The following is a 24,493-nucleotide window of genomic DNA, read 5'->3' as shown; positions in this document are numbered from 1 at the left end:
TCCGATCAGTTGCCGGTGAACGTGGGATCGCGCCGTTCGAGCGCGGCGCTCAGCCCCTCGCGATAATCGGAGGATCCGATAAGGACATTCTGCGCGAGCAGATTGAGAGCCCATCCCTCATCGAAGCTCGTCTCCAGCCCGCGACGCAGCCCGTCCTTGGCGGCCGCATAAGCCAGAGGGGGTTTGGCTGCGAGTTCCAGCGCGAAGGCCTGGACCGAATCTTCGAAGCCATCATCCTCCAGAAGCCGTGTGGCGAGGCCGATCTCGACAGCCTCGGCACCGCCGACCGGCTTGCTCAACAGCATCATCTCCTTCGCCCGGCCATAGCCGATGAGGGCGGCCAGCGCCTTCATGCCGCCCAGCGGCGCCAGCAGACCCATGCGGAGCCAGTTTTCATGGAAGACCGCCGATCCGGTGACCAGACGGAAGTCGCACGCCAGTGTCAGTTCGCATCCCACCGTGATCGCCGCGCCGCGAAGAGCGGCGACGGTGGGCTTGCTGAACAGATGCAATCGTTTCGCCACGCCCTGGAAATGCGCGTAAATTTCATCGCGAACCTGGACGGGCGTGTAGTTTTTGAGTTCCTGGAGCAGGCCGAAATCGGCCCCGGCAAGGAAGTGATTGTGGCGATGGCTCAACACCAGTGCCCGCACCTCCGGATTCGCCTCTGCGGCGTCCAGCACCCCGCACATCTCGCGCACCGTCTGGACGCGCGCGGCGTTGCTTACTTCCGGACGATTGAGCCAGATCCAGCAGATGCCGTCCTTGATCTCGGTTTCGATGTCCTGCAAAATTCCATCCTCTTCGATAAATATAAATGGGAAACCAGACGGCGCGCCGAGCGGCGGTTATTTCCAGCCGGCGACGCCCTTCACCTCGAGATAATCCTCGACCCCGAAAATGCCCCATTCGCGGCCATTGCCCGATCGTTTGTAGCCGCCGAAAGGCAGGGAAAAATCGGCGGGCGCGCCGCACAGGGACACCGATCCGGCGCGCAGGCGCCGGGCGACGGCCTTTGCCCTGTCGAGATCGCCCGACTGGACATAGGCGGCCAGTCCGTAGGGCGTATCGTTGGCGATGCGGACGGCGTCGTCATCATCGTCAAAGGGAATCATGACGAGGACCGGGCCGAAGATTTCCTCCCGCGACAGCAGGGCATCATTGTCCATATTGGCGAAAATGGTCGGTCGAAGGTAGAAGCCCATTTCAAGCCCCTCCGGCCGTCCGCCGCCCGCCGCCAGATCGCATCCCTCCGCCACTCCGGCCTCGATGAGTTCAGCGACCTTGTGGAAATGAGACGCGTTGGCGAGCGGACCCATTGCGCCGCGCTCGGCGTCCTCCGGCGTCATCACCTTGATCGCGTTGGCCGTCGCAACGGCAATTTCGCGCGCTTGGTCGTGCAGTGCGCGGGGGACAAGCAGGCGTGAGGGCGAATTGCAGCTCTGGCCGGAGTTGACCATCAACTGGATGACGCCGTTGCGAACCGATTTGGCGAGATCCGCATCGTCGAGGATGATGTTCGGCGACTTGCCGCCCAGTTCCTGGGCGACGCGCTTGATCGTGCCGGCCGCGGCTTCCGCAACGGCGACGCCTCCCGCCGTGGAGCCGGTGAAGGAGATCATGTCGATGTCGGGATGGCGCGCCATATGGTCGCCGACCCGTCGCCCATCGCCATTCACCAGGTTGAACACACCCGGCGGCGCCCCCGCTTCATCGATGATTTCCGCTAGGATGAGGGCGCTCAACGGCGCGAGTTGGGAGGGCTTGAGGATCATGGTGCAACCGGCCAGCAGCGCCGGCCCGATCTTGCAGGTCACCTGATTGAGCGGCCAGTTCCAGGGCGTGATGAGGCCGCAGACGCCGATCGGCTCCTTCAGGACCATCCCGCCTTCGTGGATGCGTTCCTCGAAGGCGAAATTGCGGCCATATCGTATCACTTCGGCGAGATGAGCCGCTCCCGAGGGGACTTGCGCACCGGCGGCAAGCCAGTCCGGCGCGCCCATTTCCCGCCTGACCGCAGCAGCGAGATCGGCGGCACGGCGGTTGTAGATTGCCAGGATGCGCTCGATGAGGGCGATGCGCTCCGCCACCGGCGTCACCGAATAGGATGCAAATGCCTTGCGCGCCGCAGACACGGCCAGATCGACATCCGCCTCGCTGCCAAGGACCAGTTCTTCGACGGCTTCCCCCGTCGCCGGATTGACGACCGGGACGGTGCGACTGTCTGCCTGGGGGCCAATCCAACGGCCGCCGATATAGAATTTCATGGCGTTCGACATGTGCTTTTGGCCTCCTGCCACTCGAAACATGCTGGATGCTGTCCAGACCTTCGTCTCGTCTTAAAGTCATGCGCCAAATAGTGCAATAGAGTAATCTTAATTGGCTGCTACAGATCAAAATTGACCTGGCTGTCCACACGTGTGCGAAGAAAATTGCCGAATTTCGATATGGCGGCGAAAGAGAGATGCAAAAAGCGATATCTTTATTATTGATCCGGAAGAGATTATGATCAATAAGGCAAGGGGGCTGGCAACGCATGCCGCTAGCCCGACAGATGTGAACCGGAGTGCAGGATGGCCGATTCGACCGATGCTTTGCTGGTGGAGCGCGAAGGCTCCATTCTCAAACTCACGCTCAACCGGCCGGACAGGCTCAATGCGCTCAATCGCGATATGCAGCATGCTCTGGAGGCTGAACTACACGCCGCTGGAGAGGCCCCCGACGTCCGCGTCATCATCATAACCGGTGCCGGGCGCGGTTTCTGTTCGGGGGCCGACATGGGCGGCCTGCGCGACAGCGCCGAAGCGCCGCCCGATCCATCGACTTTCGTCGTGCCGAAGTTCACCAACCGGCAGGCTGGCATCTTCAAACCGACGATTTGCGCGGTGAACGGCGTTTGCGCCGGGGCCGGATTGCATTTCATCGCTGACAGCGACATCGTGATCGCAAGCGAGGCGGCCAGTTTCGTCGATACCCATGTCGATGTCGGGCAGGTCACCGCCCTGGAACCCATCGGCCTGATGCGCCGCATGCCGCTTTCGGCCGTGTTGCGCCTGGCGATCTTGGGCAAGGCCGAACGGTTGAACGCCCAACAGGCGCTCGCCACGAGCATGGTGTCCGAGGTAGTCCCAGCCGATCAGTTGATGCCGCGGGCGATGGAATTGGCAAGAATTGTGGCCGCCGTTTCACCCGCCGCGGTCCAGAAATCGCTGAAGGCAATCTGGGACTCGTTGGAAATGCCGTTGGCGCAAGCCTATGAGAACGGCTTTGACATTCTGATCCGCCACCGCGCTCATCCCGATGCGCTGGAGGGGCCCAAGGCCTTTGCCGAGAAACGTTCTCCGGTGTGGACCGTCTGACCGGCGGTCGCAAAGGAACGGCATTCGGACGATGAGCGACAAACCGCCGATGAAACAGGATGATGGGGCGGCGCTGGACGAGATCCGGATGCTCAAGGCGCGCTATCTGCAGTGTGTTGACACCAAGGACTGGGATATCCTCGCAACCCTGTTTACGCCCGACGCCTCGCTCCATCCGGCCGGCACCGCCGATACCGGGCGGCCGCCCAGCGTTAGCGGCCCCTATGCCATCATTGACTGGATCCGCAGGGGACTGGCCGACGCGACTTCCATGCATTTGGGCTTGAACCCCCAGATCATGCTGCTTTCGGCCGACGAGGCGCGGGGCATCTGGGCTATGGAAGACCAGATCGAGTGGCCCGATCGTTCGCTCCACGGTTTCGGCCATTATCATGATCGATATCTGCGGCAGGGCGGTCGCTGGCTGATAGCCGAGACCCGTCTGGAACGGACCTGTTTGACCATCACGCCATATCGCTGACCCGCGACCGTCAGACGTCCGGACGCGGCTTCGAATGAGAGGAAAGATCATGAAACGACGGTCGAACCGTGTTTCGCGCTATCTGGTCGCGCTTGGCATGGGCGCGGTCGCGACCGCCGCTGGCTATCATGCGGCGACACCCGCCGCCTCTCCTCCAGACCAACCGGTTCGTCCTGAAGGTTGTGCCGCTTCAGCGTTCGCAGCTCCGAACCTCTCGATCGCATCTGCGCGCCGCGTGCGGACAGCTGCGGGAAAAGAATATTGCCGCGTCGAAGGAGACGTCACAACGTCCGGTGGTCACGCCCCTCCTGGCAGGGCCGCCTTCATGCTCAACCTGCCGGACGACTGGACCGGCAAGCTGCTGTTCCAGGGCGGAGGGGGCTTTGATGGGTTTTTGCCGCCGTTGGACGAGCGCCAACTGGGCCGCGGCTATGCCATCATCGGCACGGACTCAGGGCATGTCGGCAGTCCCGAGGCGCTGCTGCCGCCATTCGACACCAGTTGGGCGGTGGACGCCGACGGCAAGCCGGCCGAAGCCGCGCTGGCCGACTATTTCTATCGCGCCAGATCGGCCGTCAATGCTGCCGTGCGGCCGCTGATAGCCCGCTATTATGGAAAGGCGATCGACCGGGCCTATTTCGCAGGCTGTTCCGGCGGAGGCCGCGAAGCGCTGATCGAGGCGGAACGCCATCCGGAGGATTATGACGGCTTCATCGCGGGCAACCCATCGACCGACCCGCTGCGCGGCGTATCGGCGGTCGCGACCGTAAACCTCCTCTTGCGATCGCCCATCCCGCTCGAAAGATTGCCCGAGATTGACGCAGAAGTGACGCGCCAGTGCGACGCCGCAGACGGCGTGGCCGATGGTCTCGTCCAGAATCCGGCCGCCTGCAATTTCGACGTCGATACGCTTGTGGCCCGGCGGATTCTCAGCGCTGACCAGGCGAGAACCCTCCAATCCTATCTCTCGGTCCAGCGTGACGGGGAGGGGCGCTTCCTGGCCTATGGTGAACCTCTGGGCGGGCTTGGCTATCGCGGCAACGTCTATCCCGGCGCACCCAGCATGATGGGGCTGAGAGTCTCGGCTTCCGACATGCCGCCGCGTACGGCCTCGGGCCAGCCCTGGGGCAGTCTGATGAAAGGGCCGCTTGGCTGGATCGTGGGCTATGGCTCTGTCGCCAACATGACTTTCCGGCGACCGGATATGGACGTGCTGGGGTCCGAGGTGCTCACCCGAAAAGGCCTCGTCACCGCGAAGGCGAGGCGGCTGTCGATTGAACGATGGACAGCCGGTGTAGTGGCGCCGGACAATATGGCGAAATTCTTTGCCAAGGATCGCAAATTGCTGATCTATCATGGCTATAGCGACCATGTGCTGAATCCCTATGCCACGATCCGGACCTATCGCCGGATGCACCGATCGGCTGGCGGAACGCAGGCGGCGATGCGCAACGCGCGCCTGTTCATGGTGCCTGACATGCAGCATTGCATGGGCGGAGCAGGCCCCAACAGCTTCGATCCCATGCCGGTTCTGGAAGATTGGGTGGAACGGGGTATCGCGCCCCAGCAGATAATCGCGACCAAATATGCGGATGATGATCCGATGAAGCCCGTCAGGCGGACCATGCCCGTTTGTCCCTATCCGGCGATGGCTCGCTACATCGGGGCGGGTGACGTCGACAAGGCGGAGAACTGGCGCTGCGACGCGAACGACCGCCGAGCCTTGAAGGTCGGTTCGTCCGGCCGCGCCGCAGGCCTGTCTGACGAATGAGCGGCGGCGGCGCCGCTCAGGTCAATTCATTCATCGCACCCGGTTCATAGGGCAGGATCGCGTCCAGCTGACCGAGCCGGACCTTGTGCGCCCAGTTCGGATCGACCAGCAGCGCGCGGCCGACCGCGATCATGTCGAAGTCGCCGCGTTCGATCATCTCGATCAGGCGCTCGATGCTGGCCACGCCGCTCTCCTTGCCGGCATGCGTGGTGAGGAAATCGACTTCGAGACTGACCGAACCGACAGAAATGCTCGGCTTGCCCGTCAATTTCTTGGCCCAGCCCGCCAGGTTCAGATGTGAATCGAACTCGGTTTCCCAGAACCGCCGCTGCGAGCAGTGGAAGGCGTCGACGCCGGCCTCGGCCATCGGCTCGAGCAGCGCGCCAAGATCCTGGGGCGTTTCGGCCAGCCTGGCCTGATAGTCATGAATCTTCCACTGGGAGATGCGCATGATGATCGGAAAATCGGGACTGGTCCGGCGCCGGATTTCACGCACCGCGTCGCATGCGAAGCGAGCGCGCTTGCCGATGTCGCCGCCATATTCATCGGTCCGCAGGTTCGTCACCGACCAATTGAACTGGTCGAAGATATAGCCGTGCGCCCCGTGGAGTTCGATGCCGTCGAAGCCCATGCTGAACGCGGTCTGCGCGGCGGTTGCATAGGCATCGATGATCTCGTCGATCGTCTTCTTGCCGGCGGGCTTGGCGAGCTTCTTCGGCATGTGGCCGATCACGCCCACCATTCCCGAAGGCCCGGCCAGACGCTCATCATAGGCAGCCGGATGCTGATAGAGCGCCTCTTCGCTCGGCAGGTGCGTCTGACCTACGTGCCACAGTTGCGGAACGATCTTGCCGCCCGCGCCATGGACCTCGTCCAGCACGCCCTGCCAACCCGCGAGCGCTGCTTCCCCATAGAAATTCGGAGCGTCAACGCCATTGCCGGCGGTCACATGCGGAATCCAGGTGCCCTCGGTAACGATGAGACCGACTTCGCCCTCGGCTCGACGCCTGTAATAGGCGGCAACGTCGGCGCCGGGGATGCCGCCGGGGCTTTTCCGGCGAGTCATGGGGGCCATGACGATCCGATTGGCCAGAGTCAGACCATTGATCCGTACCGGCTCGAACAAGGGTGCGGGCGAATGGCCCACTGGTTGGTTCATCTCAGGCTTCTCTCATAATATCTTGTCGTAAAGACCGGCCAAATGGGACCGCTGGTTCAAGCGGTCCCATTTGGATGGGCGGTCAATGTGAGGAGTTGGGGGTACCAACCTTGATGCCGTAGACGCGTTCGGCATTTTGGTAGAGGATTTTGCGCTGTGTTTCGACGGGGTGGTGTCCCAGCGTTTCCTCGGCCTTTTCGCGGACGGCGGGATAGAGCGAGGAGGGGTGCGGGAAGTCGGTTTCGAACATCAAATTGTTGTCGCCGAATTCGCGGATGAAGCTGTCGACGCAATTGGCGTTCTCGAACCAGTATGAGGTGTAGATCTGGTCCATGAACATTTCCTTGGGCTCGCGCTTGAAGCGGGCGCGTTGTGCCGGCGAGAGCATTTCCTTGAAATTATGCTCGATGCCCTGGATGAGGAAGGGCAGCCACCCGGCGCCGCTTTCGACGACGACGAAGTTGAGCCTGGGGAATTTCTCCAGCACGCCAGTGAGGATGAGGTTCATCACGTCGACCGCGATCTGCATGAAGCCTGAGACGGCGGTGAAGGTCGCCAGCGGGCCGTTGAGCGAGCGGTCGGGCAGGCGCGAGGTGCGGTCGGGCAGCCACCATTTCTCCTTGTCGCCGTCGAAGGATTCGCCCGAACCGATATGGAAATTGATCGGCAGGCCCAGATCCTGGCAGGCGGCGAACAGGGGGTCCCATTCGTCCGAGGCGAGCAGCGCCTGGCCAAAGTCGCCCGGCTTGTCGGACATGGCGACCCCGGTCAGCCCCATTTTGCGGATGCGCTCCAGCTCCTTCACCGAGGCGTCGATATCCCACAGCGGCAGGGCCGCCTGCGGCAGGAGCCGCCCTTCGCCCTCGCGCTGCAGATCGACCAGCGCGTCATTATAGGCCGTGACGTGCCAGTGCCGCAGTTCGATGTCGTCGCTCACCTGCATCAGGCGCTGGGCGCCAAAGCCGATGATGTTGGGATAGAGGATCTGCGTGCCCACGCCCACGCTGTCCATGAACGCCAGCCGCTCCGCCGCATATGTGGCCGAACGGGACATCTCCGAAAAGCGCGGCAGTGTATAGGTCGCCAGCTCCTTGCTCATGTCCGGCCGAATCACCGCAGGGCCGATCATCCCGACCTCGTGATTGCCCAGAAACCAGGCCTGGTTCTCCTGCTCATTCTCCCGCACGTGCAGCACGCGGTCCCGATATTTACTTGGCGCCCGCGACGTCCACAGATCCGCAGGCTCCGCATAATGCGTGTCAATGTCGAAAATCGGCATCCGACTCAGATCCGTCATCCTCTTACCTCTCCAAATTACAATAGAGGTATCTCTACATGGTTTTTCGGCCCTAGACAAGCCGGGTAGCGACACAATGCGTCGGTCGCAGTTCCGGCGGCCGACCGCCCATCCTAAAAATGGAAAATACCATGCCAATAAGGCCGGAAGCAAAGTATAAAGGTTGCACCGCATCGCTTGCGGGAAGCAGATGTTGGCGATAAACAGATATCTTAATATGCCGATCCGCCACGCTATCAAGCCTGCGCGGACCGTGGGAAAATCGGCGCGCATCGCCGCCGCTCGCAGGGAGGATAATGTTCATGATCATCGTAACAGGGGCTGCAGGCCATCTGGGTCAAAGCGTGCTGCGCAAACTCGCGGCTGAGGGCCACGAAGTGGCTGCGGTCGACCTTGCCGGGACCGTGCCAGATGTAGGGCAGGCGACGTCGCTGACCGGCATAGACCTGAACGATGTGGCGGCAACGACTGCGGCGTTCACGACCCTTACCAGCTCGGGCAGGGTGACGGGGCTGGTGAACCTTGCCGGCGGGTTTCGCTGGGAAACGGTCGGTGATGGATCGGTCGACAGCTGGGACCTGCTCTACCGGATGAACCTTCGGTCCGCGGTCAACGCGATTCGCGCGATCCTGCCTGCTCTGCGGTCGGGTGGCGGCGTGATCGTCAACGTGGCGGCGCAGGCCGCCATCCGGGCCGCGTCGGGAATGGGGGCTTATGCGGCGAGCAAGGCCGGCGTCATGCGGCTGACGGAGAGCCTTGCGGCGGAGGAAATGGATCGCGGCGTTCGCGTGAACGCGGTGATGCCGTCGATCATCGACACGCCCGTCAATCGCGCCGACATGCCCGACGCCGACTTCGATCGCTGGGTCGCGCCCGATGCGCTGGCGGACGTCGTGGCCTTCCTCATTTCGGATGCGGCCCGGGCGATCACGGGCGCATGCATCCCGGTGACCGGCCGCAGCTGAAGCGGTGCGGCGCCGTCCGCGATCAGCGGGCGGCGTCCTCCTTGATGAAGTCCGATGCGCGTTCGCCTATCATCACCGTCGGTCCGGTGGTGTTGCCGCTGACCAGTTCCGGCATGATCGAAGCATCGACGACCCGCAGGCCACTGACTCCGCGCACGCGAAGCCGCGGATCGACCACGGCGTCTGCATCGCTGCCCATGCGGCAGGTGCCGCTGGCATGATAGCCGATGCCCGCAGTGTTGCGGACATAGAGTTCCCAGTCGGCGTCATTCTTCAGTTCGGGGTCGAGCCGTTCCTGCACCAGTTCGCCAAGTCCCGGGCTCGCGGCGATCCGTTCCAGCAACTTGCCTGCGCGCACCAATGTGTCGACGTCGCGCTGATCGCCCAGCAAATTGGGATGGATGACCGGATGATCGGCCGGATCAGCGCTGCGCAGCAAGATCTGACCGCGGCTGTAGGCCCGGTTGACCGACACGCTCATGCCGATCGCGGGACGTTCGTGGAGCGGATAGACGATTGCAGCCTTGCCCATGGGCGGCTTTGTCGTATCGAAGACGAACGAGATGAAGTTCACCTGCACGTCGGGCTGCGCGAGTTCGGGCAGAGTCTTCACGCCCGCGATCGCCTGGATCATGGGCGAGGTTAGTATACCGTCGCGCCGGAACAGGTAACGGTACATCTGGCCCGCTTTTTGGGGCAGCGTCTGCATCTGGGAGTTGAAGGTGGGTTCGCTGACCAGCCAGCGCAGCCTTATATAGGGATGCTCAAGCAAGTTCTCGCCCACATTGCGGCTTTCGGCGACCAGTTCTATGCCATGGTCGCGAAGATGGGCGGCGGGCCCGATGCCCGACCGCATCAGCAGGGCCGGGGATTGCGTGGCGCCCGCGCTGATCAGGACCTCCCTGCGGGCTCGCACGTCCTGCATGGTCCCGTCTTTCCGGCGAACGTTGACGCCAACCGCACGCCGGCCTTCGAACAGGATATTGTTCGCCCGCATATGGGTGAGTATCTCGAGATTGGGACGGTTGCGGGCCGGCTCGAGAAAGCCTTTGGCGGCGCTGCACCTTTGCCCGTCTCGCTGGAAGGTCAGCGCGTTCCATACCCCGCCGATGTCGCCGCCGCATGAGTCGTCCCGATAGGGAATGCCGAGATTCTCGCACGCGGTTACGAAGGCCGGTACCAGCGGGCTTGGCGAGCGGATGGGCGAAATCGCGAAATTTCCGGTGCGCCCGTGCGATTGATAGTCCTTCTCGCCCCGCCAGTCCTCGCCCCTCAGAAAATAAGGGAAGATCTCGCTGAACGACCAGCCCGGGCAGCCAGCCGCCTCCCAGGCGTCGTAATCGCTGCGGAGGCCCCTGTTATAGGCCATGCCGTTCAAGGCGCTGCCGCCACCCAGCATCTTGCCGGCATTCCACATCACCTGCCGGTTGTTGATCGATGGGTCGGGTTCGGCGGTGTAGCACCAGTCGGTCTTGGGATTGCCGACGAGCTTGATCACCCCGGCCGGCATGTTGACCCAGAAGCCCCGGCCGTCTCCGCCCGCTTCGATCAGAACGACCTTGACCTCGGGATCTTCCGACAGCCGGGCCGCCAGCACGCTGCCGGCGCTGCCGCCGCCCACAATGACATAATCCGCTTCGATCATAACGTCGCTCGTCCAATGCTGTTCTTATGTTCGGCAACCGCCCAGTAGGTGCGCGCCTTTATTGAGGTGCCTGGAAGAAGTCCGGGCGCGGCTTTCCGGTGGAATCCAGAACCGGCTCGAAATGGTCGACCCGATATTTTGTGCTTACCACCTTGATGGGGCCGGCGACTTCCAGCAACTTGCGCAATCCGCGCACTCCGGGCATCGCGAAGTGTCGGGCGAGCGCCTCGGTGTCGGTATATTGCTCGAATATCTGTACGCGTCCTGGACTGAAGGGATCGAGCGCCCAAGTATAGGCCTGACAATCGGGATCCGCGAGCACTTCCTCGACGACTGGCGCGAGTGAGAGGAGGATGGTCTCGGCATGATCCGGATTTAGTTCCATCGTTGCGGAAATCACTATGGGCATGTTCTGTCTCTCCTTATGATCTGTCGTTGCGGTTCGTTGAACCGCGGTGGCCCCGTGGACCCGAACAGTTGCCACGCCGAAGCGCTGCCATATTGCGTCAGACGACCCAAGGGGCTGGTCACTCCGACGCTGCCTGGCCGTCAGCATTTTGCTCGCGCGAAGCGAGCGTCAATTCAGATAACTGATTATCCCGATGGGCGCAAGTTTGCTGAACTGCGATCGCGGCGCCCCGCCGGAGAAATCTTGGCGTTTCCTGGAATCATCACGGCGGCCAGGATCGCTGCCGCACTCATCAGCGCCAGAAAGACGGATGTCATCTGATAGGCCTCCACGACGGGAAAGGTCGCCCGTCCTTTCAGGGGATCGCGGATCGTGGAGTTCGCCAACCCCATGACCAGGAATTGCGCGCCCGCCGCACCCATGAGCGAGCGTGCGACCGTCAGCAGACCGGTGGCCTCGCTCACGCGGCTGGCGTCGACCTGCGAAATGACGACATTGGGAATGCCGGTATAGAGCACGGCCGTTCCGAGCGCCGCCGCGGTCAATGCGGGAACCAGCCACATAAGTTCGGACATGTGGAAGATCGTGGTGATCCACGCGGCGGTACAGAGCAGCGCGCCGCCTGCGATGACGGTCCGGCCGCCATATCTGCCGCACAGCCAGCCCGCGACCGGTGCGCCCAGGATAACGCTGATGGTCGATGGCAATTGCAGGAGGCCGCTGGCGGTTGCTGAAAGGCCAAAACCGACGCCCGTCCATGTCGGCTGCTGGAACAGCAGCGTGAAAAAGGGAACCACCTGAAAGGTGCCAAGGGCGGCGAACATCAACGCCAGATAGGCCATGAGGATCGCCCGGTTGTCCAGTTGTCTGAGATCGATCAGCGGTTTGGCCCGGCGTAACTCATGGCGCACCCACCAGGCGAACAGCATCGCACCGCCGATAAGGCTCGCGAGGATATGGGGGCTTGACCATCCCCAGCTTCCCCCCTTGCTCAGGCCGAGCAGGATCAGCCCGGCTGCAGGCGGGAAGAGCAGCGCGCCCAGGGGATCGACGGGAATGCGCCCGGTCAAGCGCGAAGAGGCCGGCAAAAGCAGTTGAACAAGCAGGGCCGCCAAAAGGCCGATAGCCGCGCTGACCCAAAAGACGGAACGCCAGCCGAAATGGTCCACCGCGACGCCGCCCCCAACCAGTCCCGCCGAAGTTCCAACGGCGCTGATTGCGGTGATGAGGCCGATGCAGAAGGGGATTTGGCGCGCGGGCAGATGTTCCCTGAGCAGGCCGAAGCAGAGCGGCAGGATCGCCACAGCTACGCCCTGCACCGCACGGCCGGCGATGACACCGGCCAGCGTCGGGGCCAGCGCGCTGATCAGCGAGCCGGTGACGGCGACCACGATCGTGGCCAGAAGCACGCGCTTGCGGCCGAGCAGGTCGCCCAGCCGGCCTACGATCGCGGCTGTTCCGGCCGCCACCAGCATATAGGCGGTCACGAGCCAGCCGCTCGATATCGGATCGCCGAAATCCTCCAGCACCGATTTGAAAGCCGAGTGGATCATCGTCGTCTCGAAGCTGGCCACCAGATCGGCGATGGCCAAGGGAATGACGATCAGCGCCGAGCGGGCAAGCCCCTGATATTCCGTTGATGAGCCGTCAGGCCGATCCGCCGACATTCTCGTTCCTTTTGCTGCCCACGTCAGAACCGGGTCGTCATCTGGACCCCATAGGTTCGGGGTTCGCCATAGAGGAAGGTGGTCATGCCGGACGAACTGCCCTGCGGCACACCCCCGACGGCGTACAACTTGTCGGTGAGATTCTTGCTCCACAGGGCGAGGTCGAAATCCTTGCCGCCAACCCTGCGCCATTCGAGGCGGGCGCCGAGCGTGGCATAGCCCGGAGCAAAGCCTTCATGGTTGAGGACGGTGTCGGAATCGAGCGCGATCCGGCTCGTGGCATAAACCGTCGCGGAGGCGATCAGGGCATCGCCGCGATCGCTCAGATCATGGGCCCAGCGGGCGGTGAAGCCGCCGCTGTGGCTTGGAACGCCGATGAACTTGCTGGCGGAAACGTCGACGCCCGCGTCGATGAAGCCACCGTCATAGGTTGCCTTGAGATAGGCGTAGAATGCTGATAGCGAGAATTCGCTGATCTGGATCAGGCCTTCCGCCTCAATGCCCTTGATCCTGCCATTGCCGACATTGAGGATCACCGCGGTGGTGGGCAGGCCGCCGGTGATCTGCCGCTGGATATCCTCATATTTGCTGGTGAAGGCGTCGACGTTCAAGCGGCCGAGCACGGGGCCAAGATCATAGGTCCACTTCGCCCCGATCTCATAGTCGGTGACCACTTCCGGCTGATATTCAGGATCGTTGGCCGAGGCGATGATCGTGTTGAAGCCGCCGTCCTTGAAGCCGCGGCGCGTGGTCGCGTAGAGAAGCAGGCCGTCGACGGCCTTCCAGTCCAGGCTGAAGCTATAGCCGACATCCTCATATTTTCCGGTGAGGATGCGATAACATTGCGATGCGGGCGTCGAAGGGCTGTTGCCTATGCCGGGCAGAGAGCAGGTGTAGCCCGACAAGGGCAGCGGCCTGTTGATGGGTCCATTGGCGGCCAGACGGCCGAAGCTCGATTTGCGTATATCCCAGCTATAGCGCAGGCCTGCCGTGATCGAGAATTGCCGGGCGGCACCCGCATGGTAGGTGGCCTGCGTGAAGACGGCCTTGCTCCGGTCCCGGAACTGGAAGGTCACGAAGTTGGAAGAGGTGGTGGTCGGCGACGACCCCGTATTGCCAACGCGGCCTGCACGGAACGTGTGGAGCCCGCCAGGCGATTCCGCATCCAGATAGAAAGCGCCCGCGATATATTCCAAGCGATTGTCGAACACTGTGCCGCTGACCTGGAATTCCTCAGTGAACTGCCGCAGGTTCATGTCCGGGTACATCTTGACCCCGGAGCCGATGGAAAAGACCGTTGGCAGGCTGCCATTCTGGGCATAGCGAACGTCAGTGCCGTCCGTATCCGAGCCGAAATTGACCTTCACCCGTTCGAACGCGGCGATATTCTTTAATGTCACATTGCCCAGTTCGAGCCTTGCGGTGTCGGCGATCAGGTGGATGGTGCGTGAAGCGCCTAGTCCTTCCTGCGTGTTGCTCACGCGGCGCGGACCCCATTGCTGCTGCTGGGCAAGAGCCGTCAACAGGCGGCCGCCATCATAGGTAGACGTGATCTTGCCCGGCCGGATGATGGAGAGGATGAACGCCGATCCCCCCTCGTCAGCATCCAGCCCGGTATAGACCAGGTCATTGCGAAAATCGTCGCTTGGCTCAAAGCGCAGAAAGACGCGCCAACTGTCCTGATGCTGGTCGTTGAAATCGCGCCCCGACAGATTCTTTACATAGCCGTCGCGGCGGATCATGTTGCCGGAAACGCGCAGCCGGAGCGTTTCCGAAACGGGCAGGTTGACGGCGCCGCGCAGGTCGATCGCATCCAGATTGCCATAGGATGCGTTGAGATAGCCGCCGAAATCGTCGCCGGGAGCCGTTGGCGTGAGGAGCACGGCGCCGCCGTTGGTATTCCGGCCGAACAGGGTGCCTTGCGGTCCTCGCAGAACCTGAACCGAGTCGATATCGTAGAGGGCAAAGGCGGCGCCGCCCTGAGATTCCAGTGGAACGTCCGCGAAATAGGCGATCACGCTGGGAAGCGCGCCGCCGAAAGTCTGACCTTGTCCCCGAACGTTGAACTGCCCGCTTTGCTGCTGCCCGCTGCGGGATGTCAGCGAGAGGCTGGGCGCAAGGTTCTGGATATCCTGCGCCGAGATGATCCTCTGTTCTTTCAGGATTGTGGGTGTTGCAGCCGTTACCGACAGGGGAACCGACTGGAGGCTCTCTTCGCGTCGCCGGGCCGTAACCACGATGTCCTGACCGATATTGGCCGCTCCCGCCGCCTTGGAGGGCGGAGCCTGGTCCTGCGCGATGGCCGTCGCTGCCGCGAACGAAAGGCAGGAAGCGCCGAGCGTGGCCAAGCTCCGAACGCTATGGCCGCGCATCATCCTATCGAAACCCATAAACCCCTCCCAGAGTTGACTGTTGTTATCCGTTCGAATGCGAGATCATCGTGGCGCGAACCCCTCCGTGCCGCTTTGCGCAGGCATTCCGCCTCTTTCGACTGATGTTAGAGGGGGCGGACCGCATCGCCCGGTAGGCCCACGCCGATCCGGCCGTGGCTGCCTTCCAGCTCAACTCCGCCACCCTCCTGCCCAGCTCTATTGAGATTGTTCTTTTTAAAGAGATATCTCATTTTGGCGATGGATACAACCTCTACAAACCCGCATAGGATGGCGTTCAAGCGCTCCCATTTTTTGCGCGTGGTGCCTCAATTTGAGGCGTTGGGGGTATCCTGTCCGACTCGATGTAGCGAGGGCTATCCAACTTTACACGAAAAATCGTTCAGTATATGTGAAGCATGTTTCCGGGGCATGTTGGGCCACCGGCCCCCCGCAGCGCCGCCGGCCCGGGGATCAATGGGAGAGAAAGACCAGGTCATGACCGAAAAAAGCAAACGGCCCCCTTTCGCCGTCGAACTCGCGGGCATCTTGCCGGCCTTGGAAGGCTATGTTCCGGTCAACATGCAGGAGGCCGACCTCCCCAGGTTCCGGCAGCTCAGCAGTGTGACGCGCGAAGACCTGATCGGGGATGCACCGGTCGACTGCGTCGACCATGTCATTCCCGGTTTCGACGGAGCGGAGATCATCGTGTCGGTCATTTCGCGCGCGGATCACAAGACTGCGGGTCCGGGCATTTATCACGTCCACGGCGGCGGCATGGTGATGGCGAACCGTTTTGCCGGCGCCCGCGCGCTGGTCGACTGGGCGATCAAATATGACGCGGTGTGCGTGAGCGTGGAATATCGGCTGGCGCCGGAATTTCCCGCGCCGGTCCCCGTGGAGGATTGCTATGCCGGGCTTCAGTGGATGGCTGCCAACGCGGCCATGCTGGGCTTTGACCCCGATCGGCTCCTCATCTTCGGAGGAAGCGGGGGCGGGGGCCTCTCCGCAGGCGCAACGCTGCTCGCGCGGGATCGGGGCGGACCGCCGCTCTTGGGGCAACTGTTGCAGTGCCCGATGATCGACGATCGCGACTGCACCGCCTCTTCCCGCCAATATGAAGGGGTCGGCGTCTGGGATCGGACGAGCAATAACACCGCCTGGAAGATGATCCTGGGCGAACGCTGCGGGGCCGCCGACGTATCGCCCTATTCCGCGCCCGCGCGCGCCACGGACCTCAGCGGCCTGCCGCCGACCTTCATCGATGTGGGCGCGGCCGAGGTGTTTCGCGACGAGGATGTCGCCTATGCCTCCGCCATCTGGGCAGCGGGCGGCGATTGCGAGTTGCATGTCTGGAGCGGGGCCTTTCACGGATTCTACGATATCGCGCCGCAGTCCCGACAGGCGCAGGCATGTCTGGTGGCGCGGGAAGCATGGCTGGACCGGCTGCTGCATCCTTGATCGGGACTTTCGCCATCGGTCGCGCCCGGCTATAGGTCGCAACCGATGGCGACCGCTTCGCGCAAAATCAGCCGCAGGATGGGCCGGCCGCGGAACAAGGACGTCGATCGGCGCATCCTGACAGCGGCGATCGAACTGTTCGTCCGCGCCGGCTGGCAGGATTTCGTCATCGAAGAGGTGGCGCGGCGGGCGCGCGTCGGAAAAGCCTCCATCTATCTGCGCTGGAGCGATAGGGAGGCGCTGCTGCGCGACGCTCTGCTCGCCTTTTTCACGCCTTGGCCGGTGGTGCCCACCGGCAGCTTTCGCGAGGAGCTGCAAGCGCTGGTAAGGGCCGTGCTGAGCGAATTGTCGGCGGACATCGGCTGGTCCATCAGCCGCGTCCAGTCTGATCCCGACATCCCTGCGGGGATAGCGCAGTTATGCCGCGGGCTGATTGCCGAACGGGTGGCCGTGGTCGAGCGTCTCGTCGAATCCGCCAAGCAGCGGGGCGAGATTCCGGCCGATGCGCCGACCCGCCTCATCATGGAAACGGTCACCGGTGCCGCCCTGGGTCATGCGGGTCTTGCGCGTTACAGCGAACCGGCTCCGCATGGACGGGACGACCCCGACGATTTTGCCCGCACCCTCGTCGACTTCCTTTATCCCGCCTTCTGCCGATCCTCCGGCTGATCGGCCCAGATCGCCAGCGCATCGAGGCATTCGACATCGCTTCCGGTGACCCTGAGCGGATTGATTTCCAGCGATACCAGCTCCGGCCCCAGAGCCAGCGCAGCATCGCCGATCGCAGCGATGACCTGCGCCAGTTTCTTCCGATCCACGGCCGGCTGCCCTCGATAGCCATCGAGGAGCTTGCGGGCTTTCAGGCGGCCCAGCATCCGTTCGACCTGGTCCGGCGTCACCGGCAGCAGGGCAAGATCGGCGTCCTTGAGGATTTCAACCCACACGCCGCCAAGCCCCACCGCCAGCACGGGACCCCAGGCCGGATCCCTCGCGATGCCGACGATCAGTTCGAGACCGGCGGGACGCATCGGCGACAGGATGACGCCTTCGATGGCTGCCTTGGGCTTTTGCCCGGCGACGCGCGCGACCATCGCTTCATATTCGCGTGCCGCCGCCGTTGATCCGGAAATGTTGAGCGCAACTCCGCCGACTTCGGTTTTGTGCGCGATATCCGGGGAGTGTATTTTGAGGACGATTGGCCCGTCCTGTTGTTCGGCAAACTCCGCGGCCTCATCCGCAGACCTCGCGATCCGCGCCGGTATGACCGGCACGCCGCGGCTCTCCAGATAGTCGAGCGTCTCGCGTTCTGTCCGGGGACGCGAGGCGGGGCGCGCGGTCGCGGCGTTTGCGTCCCGCTGTTCAAGTCCCTCCCGCACCTTGGCCGACCAGCGGAACGCTGCTCCCACTGCCGCCATGGCATGGCCGAGGCCCGCCACGGACAATGGCATGCCGGTCTCCGATAGCGTTTCGCGCCCATAGTCGCTGACGCTCAAATAGCTTTGCGGCATCAGGAAGCCGGGAACGCCGGACCTGCCGATCCCGGCGGTCAGATGGGCGATGACGGGGCGTCCCAGCACATCGCCCTCGGGCGTCCGGGCCAGGTCGAAGCAGGCGGCGACAAGCGCGACCGAAGGGTCCTGGCCGATGGTGGCGAGAGCATCCTCGAAGGCCTGGAGGTTGGCCAATACCCCGCCGGTCACGTCCAGCGGATTATGGGTCGACGCATAAGCGGGCAGGGTGGCCGCGAGTTGGCGCGTCGTGTCGGCGGCGAGCGCGGCGAACGGCACGCCCTGCGCTTCTCCCAGATCAGCGATCATCTCGCACGCGCCGCCCGACATGGACGCCGCGGCAAAGCCGCCTTCGCCGAGCACTCCGGTATGTCCGATAAGATTTGCGGTCTGGAGCAGTTGCTCGATCGTATCGACGCGGATGATCCCCAGGTCGCGGCAGACCGCGTCAAAGACCCTGTTATCGCCGACCAGGGCGCCGGTATGCGCTTGCGCGACCTGCGCGGCGAGTTCCCCCACGCCGACCTTGAGCAGCACGATCGGCTTTCGCGCCAGCAGAGCCTGCCCGGCGGCGCGAATGAACGCGTCCGGCCGCCGCACGGATTCAGCGAAGATGGCAATGGCCTTCGTCGCGGGATCGGCGACCATGAAGTCGATGGCGTCCGACATGTCGACCATCGCCTCGTTGCCGAGTGCGACGACATGGGTGAGGGCGACATTGGTGGCATGTGCGGTATTGGAGATGATCGCTGCGGTCGCCCCGCTCTGGCTGATCACCCCGACCTTGGGATCGGGCAGGATCGGCAGCGTGACTGGAACCGCCGTCAATGCGACGCGATCGACCATGTTGACGAAGCCCAGGCTGTTGGGACCCATGAGGGTAAGGCCCAGCGATCGGGCAAGGTCGAACAACCGGTTCTGCTCGACGGTTCCCGCTTCTCCCAATTCCGCAAATCCCGAGGTCACGACCACGCCCTTGGTGATGCCGGCCCGTGCCATGTCGCGCAGCGTTTCCTCCAGCGCGGTCGCCGGCACCATGATGAACGCGGAATCGACCGGGGCACCGATCGCGGTGGCGCTGCGCACCACTGGCCGTCCGAGGACAGTTTCGCCGCGCGGGTTGACCAGATGGATGGGGCCGTCAAATCCGATGCGTTCAAGCGTGGCCAGTACCAGCCCCGCCCAGGGATTCTTTTCCGACGCACCCAGGATCGCGACCGACCGCGGCGCGAAAAGATCTTTCAGAAGTGCGTTCATGTCCTCTCCATGGACCGTTCCGCGCGATGTCATCGCGCGGAACGGCGTTTCGGTGTTGCGCCAGCGATCCCATGCGCCAATGGCTGGCCGGGGGCCTAGAGCGAGCTGCGTTAAATCGGACGCAGGCCGCGCGCTCTAGTTCTTTGTTATCGCATCGTTTTAAGCGCAAAACCGGTTCCCACTTTTGCGCAAGATGCTCTAGACTGTGACGTACCATATCTTAATCAGTTACCTCAATAGGCTTTGACAAGAAAAGTGCGTCCTGCAACCGTTCCACAGCGGTCAGCGGTTTTTCCACATGGGCGGGCGTTTCTGGGCAAAGGCGGTCATGCCTTCCACCATGTCCTCGCTGACCAGCAGGGCGTCGAGTGCCGGCGAATGCAAAATGTTTTCCGCAATCTCCTCGACATCCGCGTGGCGATCGCCCTCCGCAATCAACTTCATGGTGATTCTGACGGATGTGGGCGAGACGCTGGTGATCTCCCGCGCCAGCGCCCTTGCCGCCTCCAGCGCCTGACCCGGCTCCGACACCCGGTTGATCAGCCCCAGGGTGCGGGCTTCGGCGACTTCCATGGCACGTCCAGTTAACAGCAACTCCATCGCGATCTTGCGGGGAATCTGCCGCTGGAGGCGGATCGTTCCGCCCGCCCCGGGGACCACCCCGACCTTGACTTCGGAGAGCGCGAAACGCGCGGCCGGATCCGCGACCACCAGGGTTGCGGCCAGCACGATCTCCAGGCCGCCGCCGAAGGCCGCCCCGTTGACCGCCGCGATAAGGGGCTTGGTCCAGCGGCGGCTGGTGATACCGGCAAAGCCGCTCAATGGAATGACGGTACGGCCGCCGGCCGCGGCCTTGAGATCAGCGCCGGCGCAAAAGGCCTTGTCGCCCGCGCCGGTGATGATCGCGACCCACAGGTCGGAATCCGCTTCATAGGCATCGAAAATGCCGGCCAACTCGTCATGGGCCGCTTGCGAAATGCTGTTGCGCTGGTAGGGCCGATCGATCACGACCTCTAGGATATGGTCATGCCGCTGGACGCGCACGGTCTCATAGTGGTCGTGGAAAGCGGGCGGAGCAGCCGGGAAAGCGTCGCCAAGCGCCTTTTCGCTGAAAGCGAAGCGGTTGCCTTCGGCGCGGTGGCATACCGCGATTTCCCGTCCGATCGGATCGCGCTCCACCATCTCCGTGAGCGTGGCCACATCGGCGGGATTGGCGAGGAAACGTTCGCCGCTGGCGAGTTTCCCGATCACCAGCCCAAGGCTTGGAACCCCCTTTTCGTAGAGGATGGAATAGGTGAGGATGCAGGCTTTCCCATTCGGCGTCCGGGAGACCGGCGCTCTGGCCTGACGGTCAAGCCGGGCCTGGAGCGCGCCAGGCGGGCAGGGGCGCCATTCCTTCGCCTGGCTGGACAGGATCATCACGCCATATTTGCTGAGATAGCCGCCATTGGCCCCGACCATTCCGAAAGTGCCCGGCTCATCGCGCAGCCGCTGCATCATCGTCGCGATGGCATGCATCGAATAATTGTTTCCCGGTCCACCAAAATAGGGGAGGCCGCCAGTGACGGTCAGGCTCCGTGAATCCGCCGGAGACAGCCCAAGGACATCGACGGCCGCAGCAAACACCGCCACGGGGAAGCAACTGTAGAAATCGAAAAAGCGCATGTCGGCAGCGGTCTTGCGCGCCATGTCGAAAGCATATTCCAGGGATGCCCGGATCGCTGCCGATCCGCCGATATCATCTCGCTCGAGGATGTCGGGTTCCTGAGCTTCGGCCCATCCATGCACGTAGATCCATCGATCCTGGGGGATGCCCAGTTCCCGGGCTTTCCCTGCCGAAACCAGAAGGACTGCGGCGCCCTGGTTGACCTGGTCGCGCGATACGAGTTTGAGCGGATAAGGGTCGGCAATCATGCGATTGCGTTCCGTGACGGTGATGATCTCCTCTACGCTCGCCGGCTGCACATCGGCGCTCGAATAGGGATTGGCGGCAGCCACTGCCGTGAAGGGCGCGAACAGCTCCCCCATCGCCCGGCGATAGTCGCTGGCCGAAAGGCCAAGACGGGCCCGTCGCGCATTTTCGATCAGGCCATAGCCGACGGCCGCCGATCTCAGGCCATGGTCGATGCCCTGACGGGTAACGAGACCTTCGAGTCCGCGCCCGCGATCCTCCATCGCTTCGTCGGCATGTTCCGACCAATCGCGCGTCTCGCCCGCCGACTTGAGATGCCTGACGGTGGACAGCGCCTCCCCGCCAAAGGCCAAAGCGACATCAGCCTCGCCTTGCGCGATCCGCTGGGCGAGATCCATCAACAGGGCCACCGGCGACTGTCCGCCCGTCTTTTCCAGAATCGCGGTGTGCGGCTTCAGGCCCAGTCTGCGCGCAACGGCGAGCGGGAATTTGTCCGCTTTGCCGAATATGGCCGGCTGCGACGACGAATCCTCGAACGTCCGGACGCTGCCAACGATTTCGATCTGACCGAGGATCATATCCGCGGCACCGGTGTCCTCGATCGCGGCCCGGGCGGCCGCCATCGCCATTTCCACCGGAGACCAGCCCTGAAAGTCGGGCGAGTCCAATCGCTCGACCGCCTGGCCCGCACCGACGAGGACAGGGGTTCTATCGGAAATCATCATCTCTCCTCTCGCTGACATCGTCTTAAAGAGTTTACTCAATAACGCTCTGTCAAGGGAAAGTCGAGTTCAGCACATCGGAGGAGGGATAAAAAACCGGCTTTTGCGTTTTCAGCCCGCGCGCGATCCGTTGCTGACCGTCTCCCGCATCCAGACGACCGTCTGCTCGGCGGAGCGGCGTGCTTCGATCGCGGCTATCGACGGGTCGCTGTCCAGCACCGCCTGAACAACCTTGAGCCGCCGTTTGCTTGTCTCCTCCACGCGTTCCGGCCGGCCTCGGAAAACATCGAGTTCGGGTGCGATCGTGCTGATTAGTTGCAGCAGGATCTCAAGATAAAGATGCAGCACCGTGTTGCCGCTCGCTTCGCCGATCAGGTCGCCGAAACGCCGTTCCGCGCGAAGGAATTCCCGATAGGACAAGCCCTCCCGAAGCCTTTGCTGCTCCTGTTCAAGGAAATCCTTCAGATCCTCCCGCGCCGGCGAACTGGAATTGCGAGCCGCCAGTTCGACCAGCGCCACGCGGATCGGCCCGATCGCGTTCAGCATGTCCTCGAGCCCCGTCTTGCGGGTTTGCAGGAATATCGCCGCGGTATGCGCCACCGCGGAAAATGTCGGACGTTCGGCGAAATATCCCCCGCCAACGCCGCGCCGGACGCGAACGAGCTGTTCTTGCGACACCAGTCCCGCCGCTTGCCGCAATGTCGGGCGGCTGATGCCGTAGCGCGCGATCAAGGCTTCCTCGCTGCCGATCAGCGTTCCCGGTTCGGTAGCCAGCGAGTCAGCGCGCAGGGAACTGACCGTCCGCAGGACAGCGGAGTTGGTTTTCTCCCCGACCAACATCGGGAGATTCTCGCCACTTACCCAACTGTCGCCATTTCCCTTTTGTAGCATGCCAAACCTGATCCTCACCGATAGAGCTGGCAATTCTGTAACCTTTGTATGGCGTCCTCACAAGGATAGTCGTGGGCGGCAGCGCCAATTTTCGGGGTATGCCCTTCCCATCGCAAGCTATAGCGGTTTCTCTATCATCCCTCGGCTTCCCACGGAGAGGCGCTTTGCGGCGCCGTCGCCGTGAGCAAGGGGTTTTGCACTCAGCAATTGCGATAGGCGGTGACGGGCGGCGGCTCTGGCAGGCGCACCGGTCCCGACTTGCGGGAAGCCAGCAGCACGGTCACGCTCGCCCGGACATTTTCCTGCCCGCGCTGGTTCACGCCCTTGACCTCGATCTCGACCGACGGTCCCCACGGCGCGTCCGGGGTGACTGCCACGATCCTGCCCGACAGCCAGGTGGTGTCGCCGACATAGTTGAAGTTCCGCAGTTCATAGCGCAGCCGATAGAGCCAGGCATCGTTTCCCATGAAATTGGTGATCGCCTGGCAGACCATGACATAGCGCATCGGCCCGATGTCATAGGTCCCGAGCACTCCCACCTTGTCGGCAAGGACCGGATCCCAATGGACGCGCTGGATGGTGTCCCAGGCATTGAACTCGTTGCGCGAATAGAAGCCCTTGAGGCGCTTGCGGTTCTCATAGGCCAGGCGGAACGGAGGATTGCCATAGGTCAGCCAGCCCGCGCCCATATGGAAGTTGATCAGGTCGGTAATGGTCAGCGGCCCCTTGACCATGACCGGCAGTTCCATCCCCACCGCCATATCTTCAATGTAGAGCGTATCGCTGCCCCGTATATATTCGGCGTCATAGGCGGCTTCAATCGAGCGCAGCTGTTCATCGGTGTAATGCGCGGGCTCATCCCTGGTCTTGGCTGCCTTGCTCTTTTCCGAGGACTGCCGTTCGGCATGGACGAACCAGCGCGAACTGGTCACATGGACATTCTCGTCGCTGTCCCAATAGCAGTTGGCATTGTTGACGATGACGCTGCGACTGGCGAACTTGCTGACCTTCTCTTCGACATCGGCCACCCATTCCGACTTGAAAAGCTCGGTCCCTTCGACGATCGGCCGATGATAGTAATATTCGGCACCCGAATGATAGAGCTGCACGCCGCGAAGCGCGCCGCGGGTGGCCTGTTGCAGGTCCGTCGACACAGAGCGCGTGCGATCCCATCCCATCGACCATTCGAAGCCCGGCGGAGCGACGGACGCTCCCCAGCAGGATGCCCGGGCGACTTCCGGATCGGCATAAAAGGGATTGGCATCGCCGATCGACAAGGCCCAGCGGCGCACGCAATCGGCGGTCGCCGTCGGGTTCCACGGAAAATCGGTATATCCTTTTCTGAGAGTGGGATTCGGGTAACCGATTCGCATCCTCATCTTGGTGATATCCTCATCGGTGATCCGACCCCGGATCAATCCGTCATCCACCTTCTCGCATGTGTCGCTCATGAACGCCTTTCAAGCTGAAAAGCCCGATGGATCGGGCTTCTGTCCCACCGCCGATGCGGTTTTCCCCGCGTCGCGCCTGCCCCTGCTGATCATCGGCTATACGATGAGGGAACATGACCGACTGACTTTGCAAGCGTAATACAGGTTCCTCTATTGCGCAAGTGGCGAC

The 24,493-nt window shown here is 62.8% G+C and carries 19 protein-coding genes; 7 read left to right on the top strand and 12 right to left on the bottom strand.

Annotated features, from left to right (window positions below):
• Nucleotides 1-5: 5 nt before the first annotated feature.
• Nucleotides 6-791: an enoyl-CoA hydratase/isomerase family protein gene (locus K426_RS23420; RefSeq protein WP_066562884.1), complete on the bottom strand. Its 786-nt coding sequence runs from the start codon at nt 789-791 to the stop codon at nt 6-8.
• A gap of 57 nt (nt 792-848) precedes the next feature.
• Nucleotides 849-2,279: an aldehyde dehydrogenase family protein gene (locus K426_RS23415; RefSeq protein ID WP_066562882.1), complete on the bottom strand. Its 1,431-nt coding sequence runs from the start codon at nt 2,277-2,279 to the stop codon at nt 849-851.
• A 294-nt stretch (nt 2,280-2,573) separates the two neighbouring features.
• Between K426_RS23415 and K426_RS23410 the strand changes: the two genes are divergently transcribed.
• From K426_RS23410 to K426_RS23400, 3 genes are read left to right on the top strand one after another with little or no spacing between them, the layout of a single operon-like run.
• On the top strand, nt 2,574-3,359 hold the full coding sequence (locus tag K426_RS23410) for an enoyl-CoA hydratase/isomerase family protein (RefSeq protein ID WP_066562881.1): 786 nt from the start codon (nt 2,574-2,576) through the stop codon (nt 3,357-3,359).
• A gap of 31 nt (nt 3,360-3,390) precedes the next feature.
• On the top strand, nt 3,391-3,840 hold the full coding sequence (locus K426_RS23405; protein ID WP_066562880.1) for a nuclear transport factor 2 family protein: 450 nt from the start codon (nt 3,391-3,393) through the stop codon (nt 3,838-3,840).
• Nucleotides 3,841-3,889: 49 nt separating this feature from the next.
• Nucleotides 3,890-5,611, top strand: a complete 1,722-nt coding sequence (locus K426_RS23400; protein ID WP_158511778.1) for a tannase/feruloyl esterase family alpha/beta hydrolase — start codon at nt 3,890-3,892, stop codon at nt 5,609-5,611.
• A 16-nt stretch (nt 5,612-5,627) separates the two neighbouring features.
• Here K426_RS23400 and K426_RS23395 read toward each other — a convergent pair whose 3' ends face one another.
• The gene (locus K426_RS23395) at nt 5,628-6,770 is read right to left on the bottom strand and encodes an NADH:flavin oxidoreductase (RefSeq protein ID WP_066562874.1); all 1,143 of its coding nucleotides are present in this window, start codon (nt 6,768-6,770) and stop codon (nt 5,628-5,630) included.
• A gap of 82 nt (nt 6,771-6,852) precedes the next feature.
• A complete protein-coding gene (locus K426_RS23390) occupies nt 6,853-8,067 on the bottom strand; it encodes an amidohydrolase family protein (protein WP_066562873.1) in 1,215 nt (404 codons plus the stop codon).
• A gap of 302 nt (nt 8,068-8,369) precedes the next feature.
• Here K426_RS23390 and K426_RS23385 point away from each other — a divergent pair, with 302 nt between their 5' ends.
• Nucleotides 8,370-9,032, top strand: coding sequence for an SDR family oxidoreductase (locus K426_RS23385; RefSeq protein ID WP_443018229.1), 663 nt, complete (start codon nt 8,370-8,372; stop codon nt 9,030-9,032).
• Nucleotides 9,033-9,054: 22 nt separating this feature from the next.
• On the opposite strand, the gene K426_RS23380 is transcribed toward K426_RS23385, so the two are convergent.
• From K426_RS23380 to K426_RS23365, 4 genes are all read right to left on the bottom strand, one after another.
• A complete protein-coding gene (locus tag K426_RS23380; RefSeq protein WP_066562871.1) occupies nt 9,055-10,677 on the bottom strand; it encodes a GMC family oxidoreductase in 1,623 nt (540 codons plus the stop codon).
• 58 nt (nt 10,678-10,735) lie between these two features.
• Nucleotides 10,736-11,086 carry a putative quinol monooxygenase gene (locus K426_RS23375; protein ID WP_158511777.1) on the bottom strand — a complete coding sequence of 117 codons (351 nt, stop codon included), beginning with the start codon at nt 11,084-11,086 and terminating at the stop codon, nt 10,736-10,738.
• A 185-nt stretch (nt 11,087-11,271) separates the two neighbouring features.
• Nucleotides 11,272-12,753 (bottom strand): MFS transporter, encoded by a 1,482-nt coding sequence (locus K426_RS23370; RefSeq protein WP_066562863.1) that lies wholly within the window; start codon nt 12,751-12,753, stop codon nt 11,272-11,274.
• 23 nt (nt 12,754-12,776) lie between these two features.
• Entirely contained in the window at nt 12,777-15,143 is a 2,367-nt protein-coding gene (locus K426_RS23365; RefSeq protein WP_066562861.1) for a TonB-dependent receptor, read from the bottom strand.
• 477 nt (nt 15,144-15,620) lie between these two features.
• Here K426_RS23365 and K426_RS23360 point away from each other — a divergent pair, with 477 nt between their 5' ends.
• Complete coding sequence (locus K426_RS23360) at nt 15,621-16,583, top strand: alpha/beta hydrolase (RefSeq protein ID WP_066562859.1); 963 nt, start codon at nt 15,621-15,623, stop codon at nt 16,581-16,583.
• A 78-nt stretch (nt 16,584-16,661) separates the two neighbouring features.
• Complete coding sequence (locus K426_RS23355) at nt 16,662-17,252, top strand: TetR/AcrR family transcriptional regulator (RefSeq protein ID WP_158511776.1); 591 nt, start codon at nt 16,662-16,664, stop codon at nt 17,250-17,252.
• Here the strand turns inward: K426_RS23355 and K426_RS23350 are convergent.
• The 4 genes from K426_RS23350 to K426_RS23335 all read right to left on the bottom strand — a co-directional run bounded on the left by K426_RS23350 (nt 17,222) and on the right by K426_RS23335 (nt 24,324).
• On the bottom strand, nt 17,222-19,348 hold the full coding sequence (locus tag K426_RS23350; protein WP_066562855.1) for an acetate--CoA ligase family protein: 2,127 nt from the start codon (nt 19,346-19,348) through the stop codon (nt 17,222-17,224). The two genes, K426_RS23355 and K426_RS23350, sit on opposite strands and share 31 nt — an antisense overlap.
• Nucleotides 19,349-19,630: 282 nt before the next feature.
• On the bottom strand, nt 19,631-21,985 hold the full coding sequence (locus K426_RS23345) for an enoyl-CoA hydratase-related protein (protein WP_066562854.1): 2,355 nt from the start codon (nt 21,983-21,985) through the stop codon (nt 19,631-19,633).
• Nucleotides 21,986-22,093: 108 nt separating this feature from the next.
• The gene (locus K426_RS32920; protein ID WP_082749043.1) at nt 22,094-22,873 is read right to left on the bottom strand and encodes a FadR/GntR family transcriptional regulator; all 780 of its coding nucleotides are present in this window, start codon (nt 22,871-22,873) and stop codon (nt 22,094-22,096) included.
• 200 nt (nt 22,874-23,073) lie between these two features.
• Nucleotides 23,074-24,324 (bottom strand): FAS1-like dehydratase domain-containing protein, encoded by a 1,251-nt coding sequence (locus tag K426_RS23335; RefSeq protein WP_066562852.1) that lies wholly within the window; start codon nt 24,322-24,324, stop codon nt 23,074-23,076.
• On the opposite strand from K426_RS23335, the gene K426_RS31895 reads away from it, so the two are divergent.
• Nucleotides 24,323-24,463: a hypothetical protein gene (locus K426_RS31895; RefSeq protein ID WP_158511775.1), complete on the top strand. Its 141-nt coding sequence runs from the start codon at nt 24,323-24,325 to the stop codon at nt 24,461-24,463. The genes K426_RS23335 and K426_RS31895 overlap by 2 nt on opposite strands.
• Nucleotides 24,464-24,493 lie beyond the last annotated feature (30 nt).

Source organism: Sphingobium sp. TKS (genome assembly GCF_001563265.1).
Classification (GTDB): domain Bacteria; phylum Pseudomonadota; class Alphaproteobacteria; order Sphingomonadales; family Sphingomonadaceae; genus Sphingobium.
This window is presented reverse-complemented; position numbering and strand designations above follow the sequence as displayed.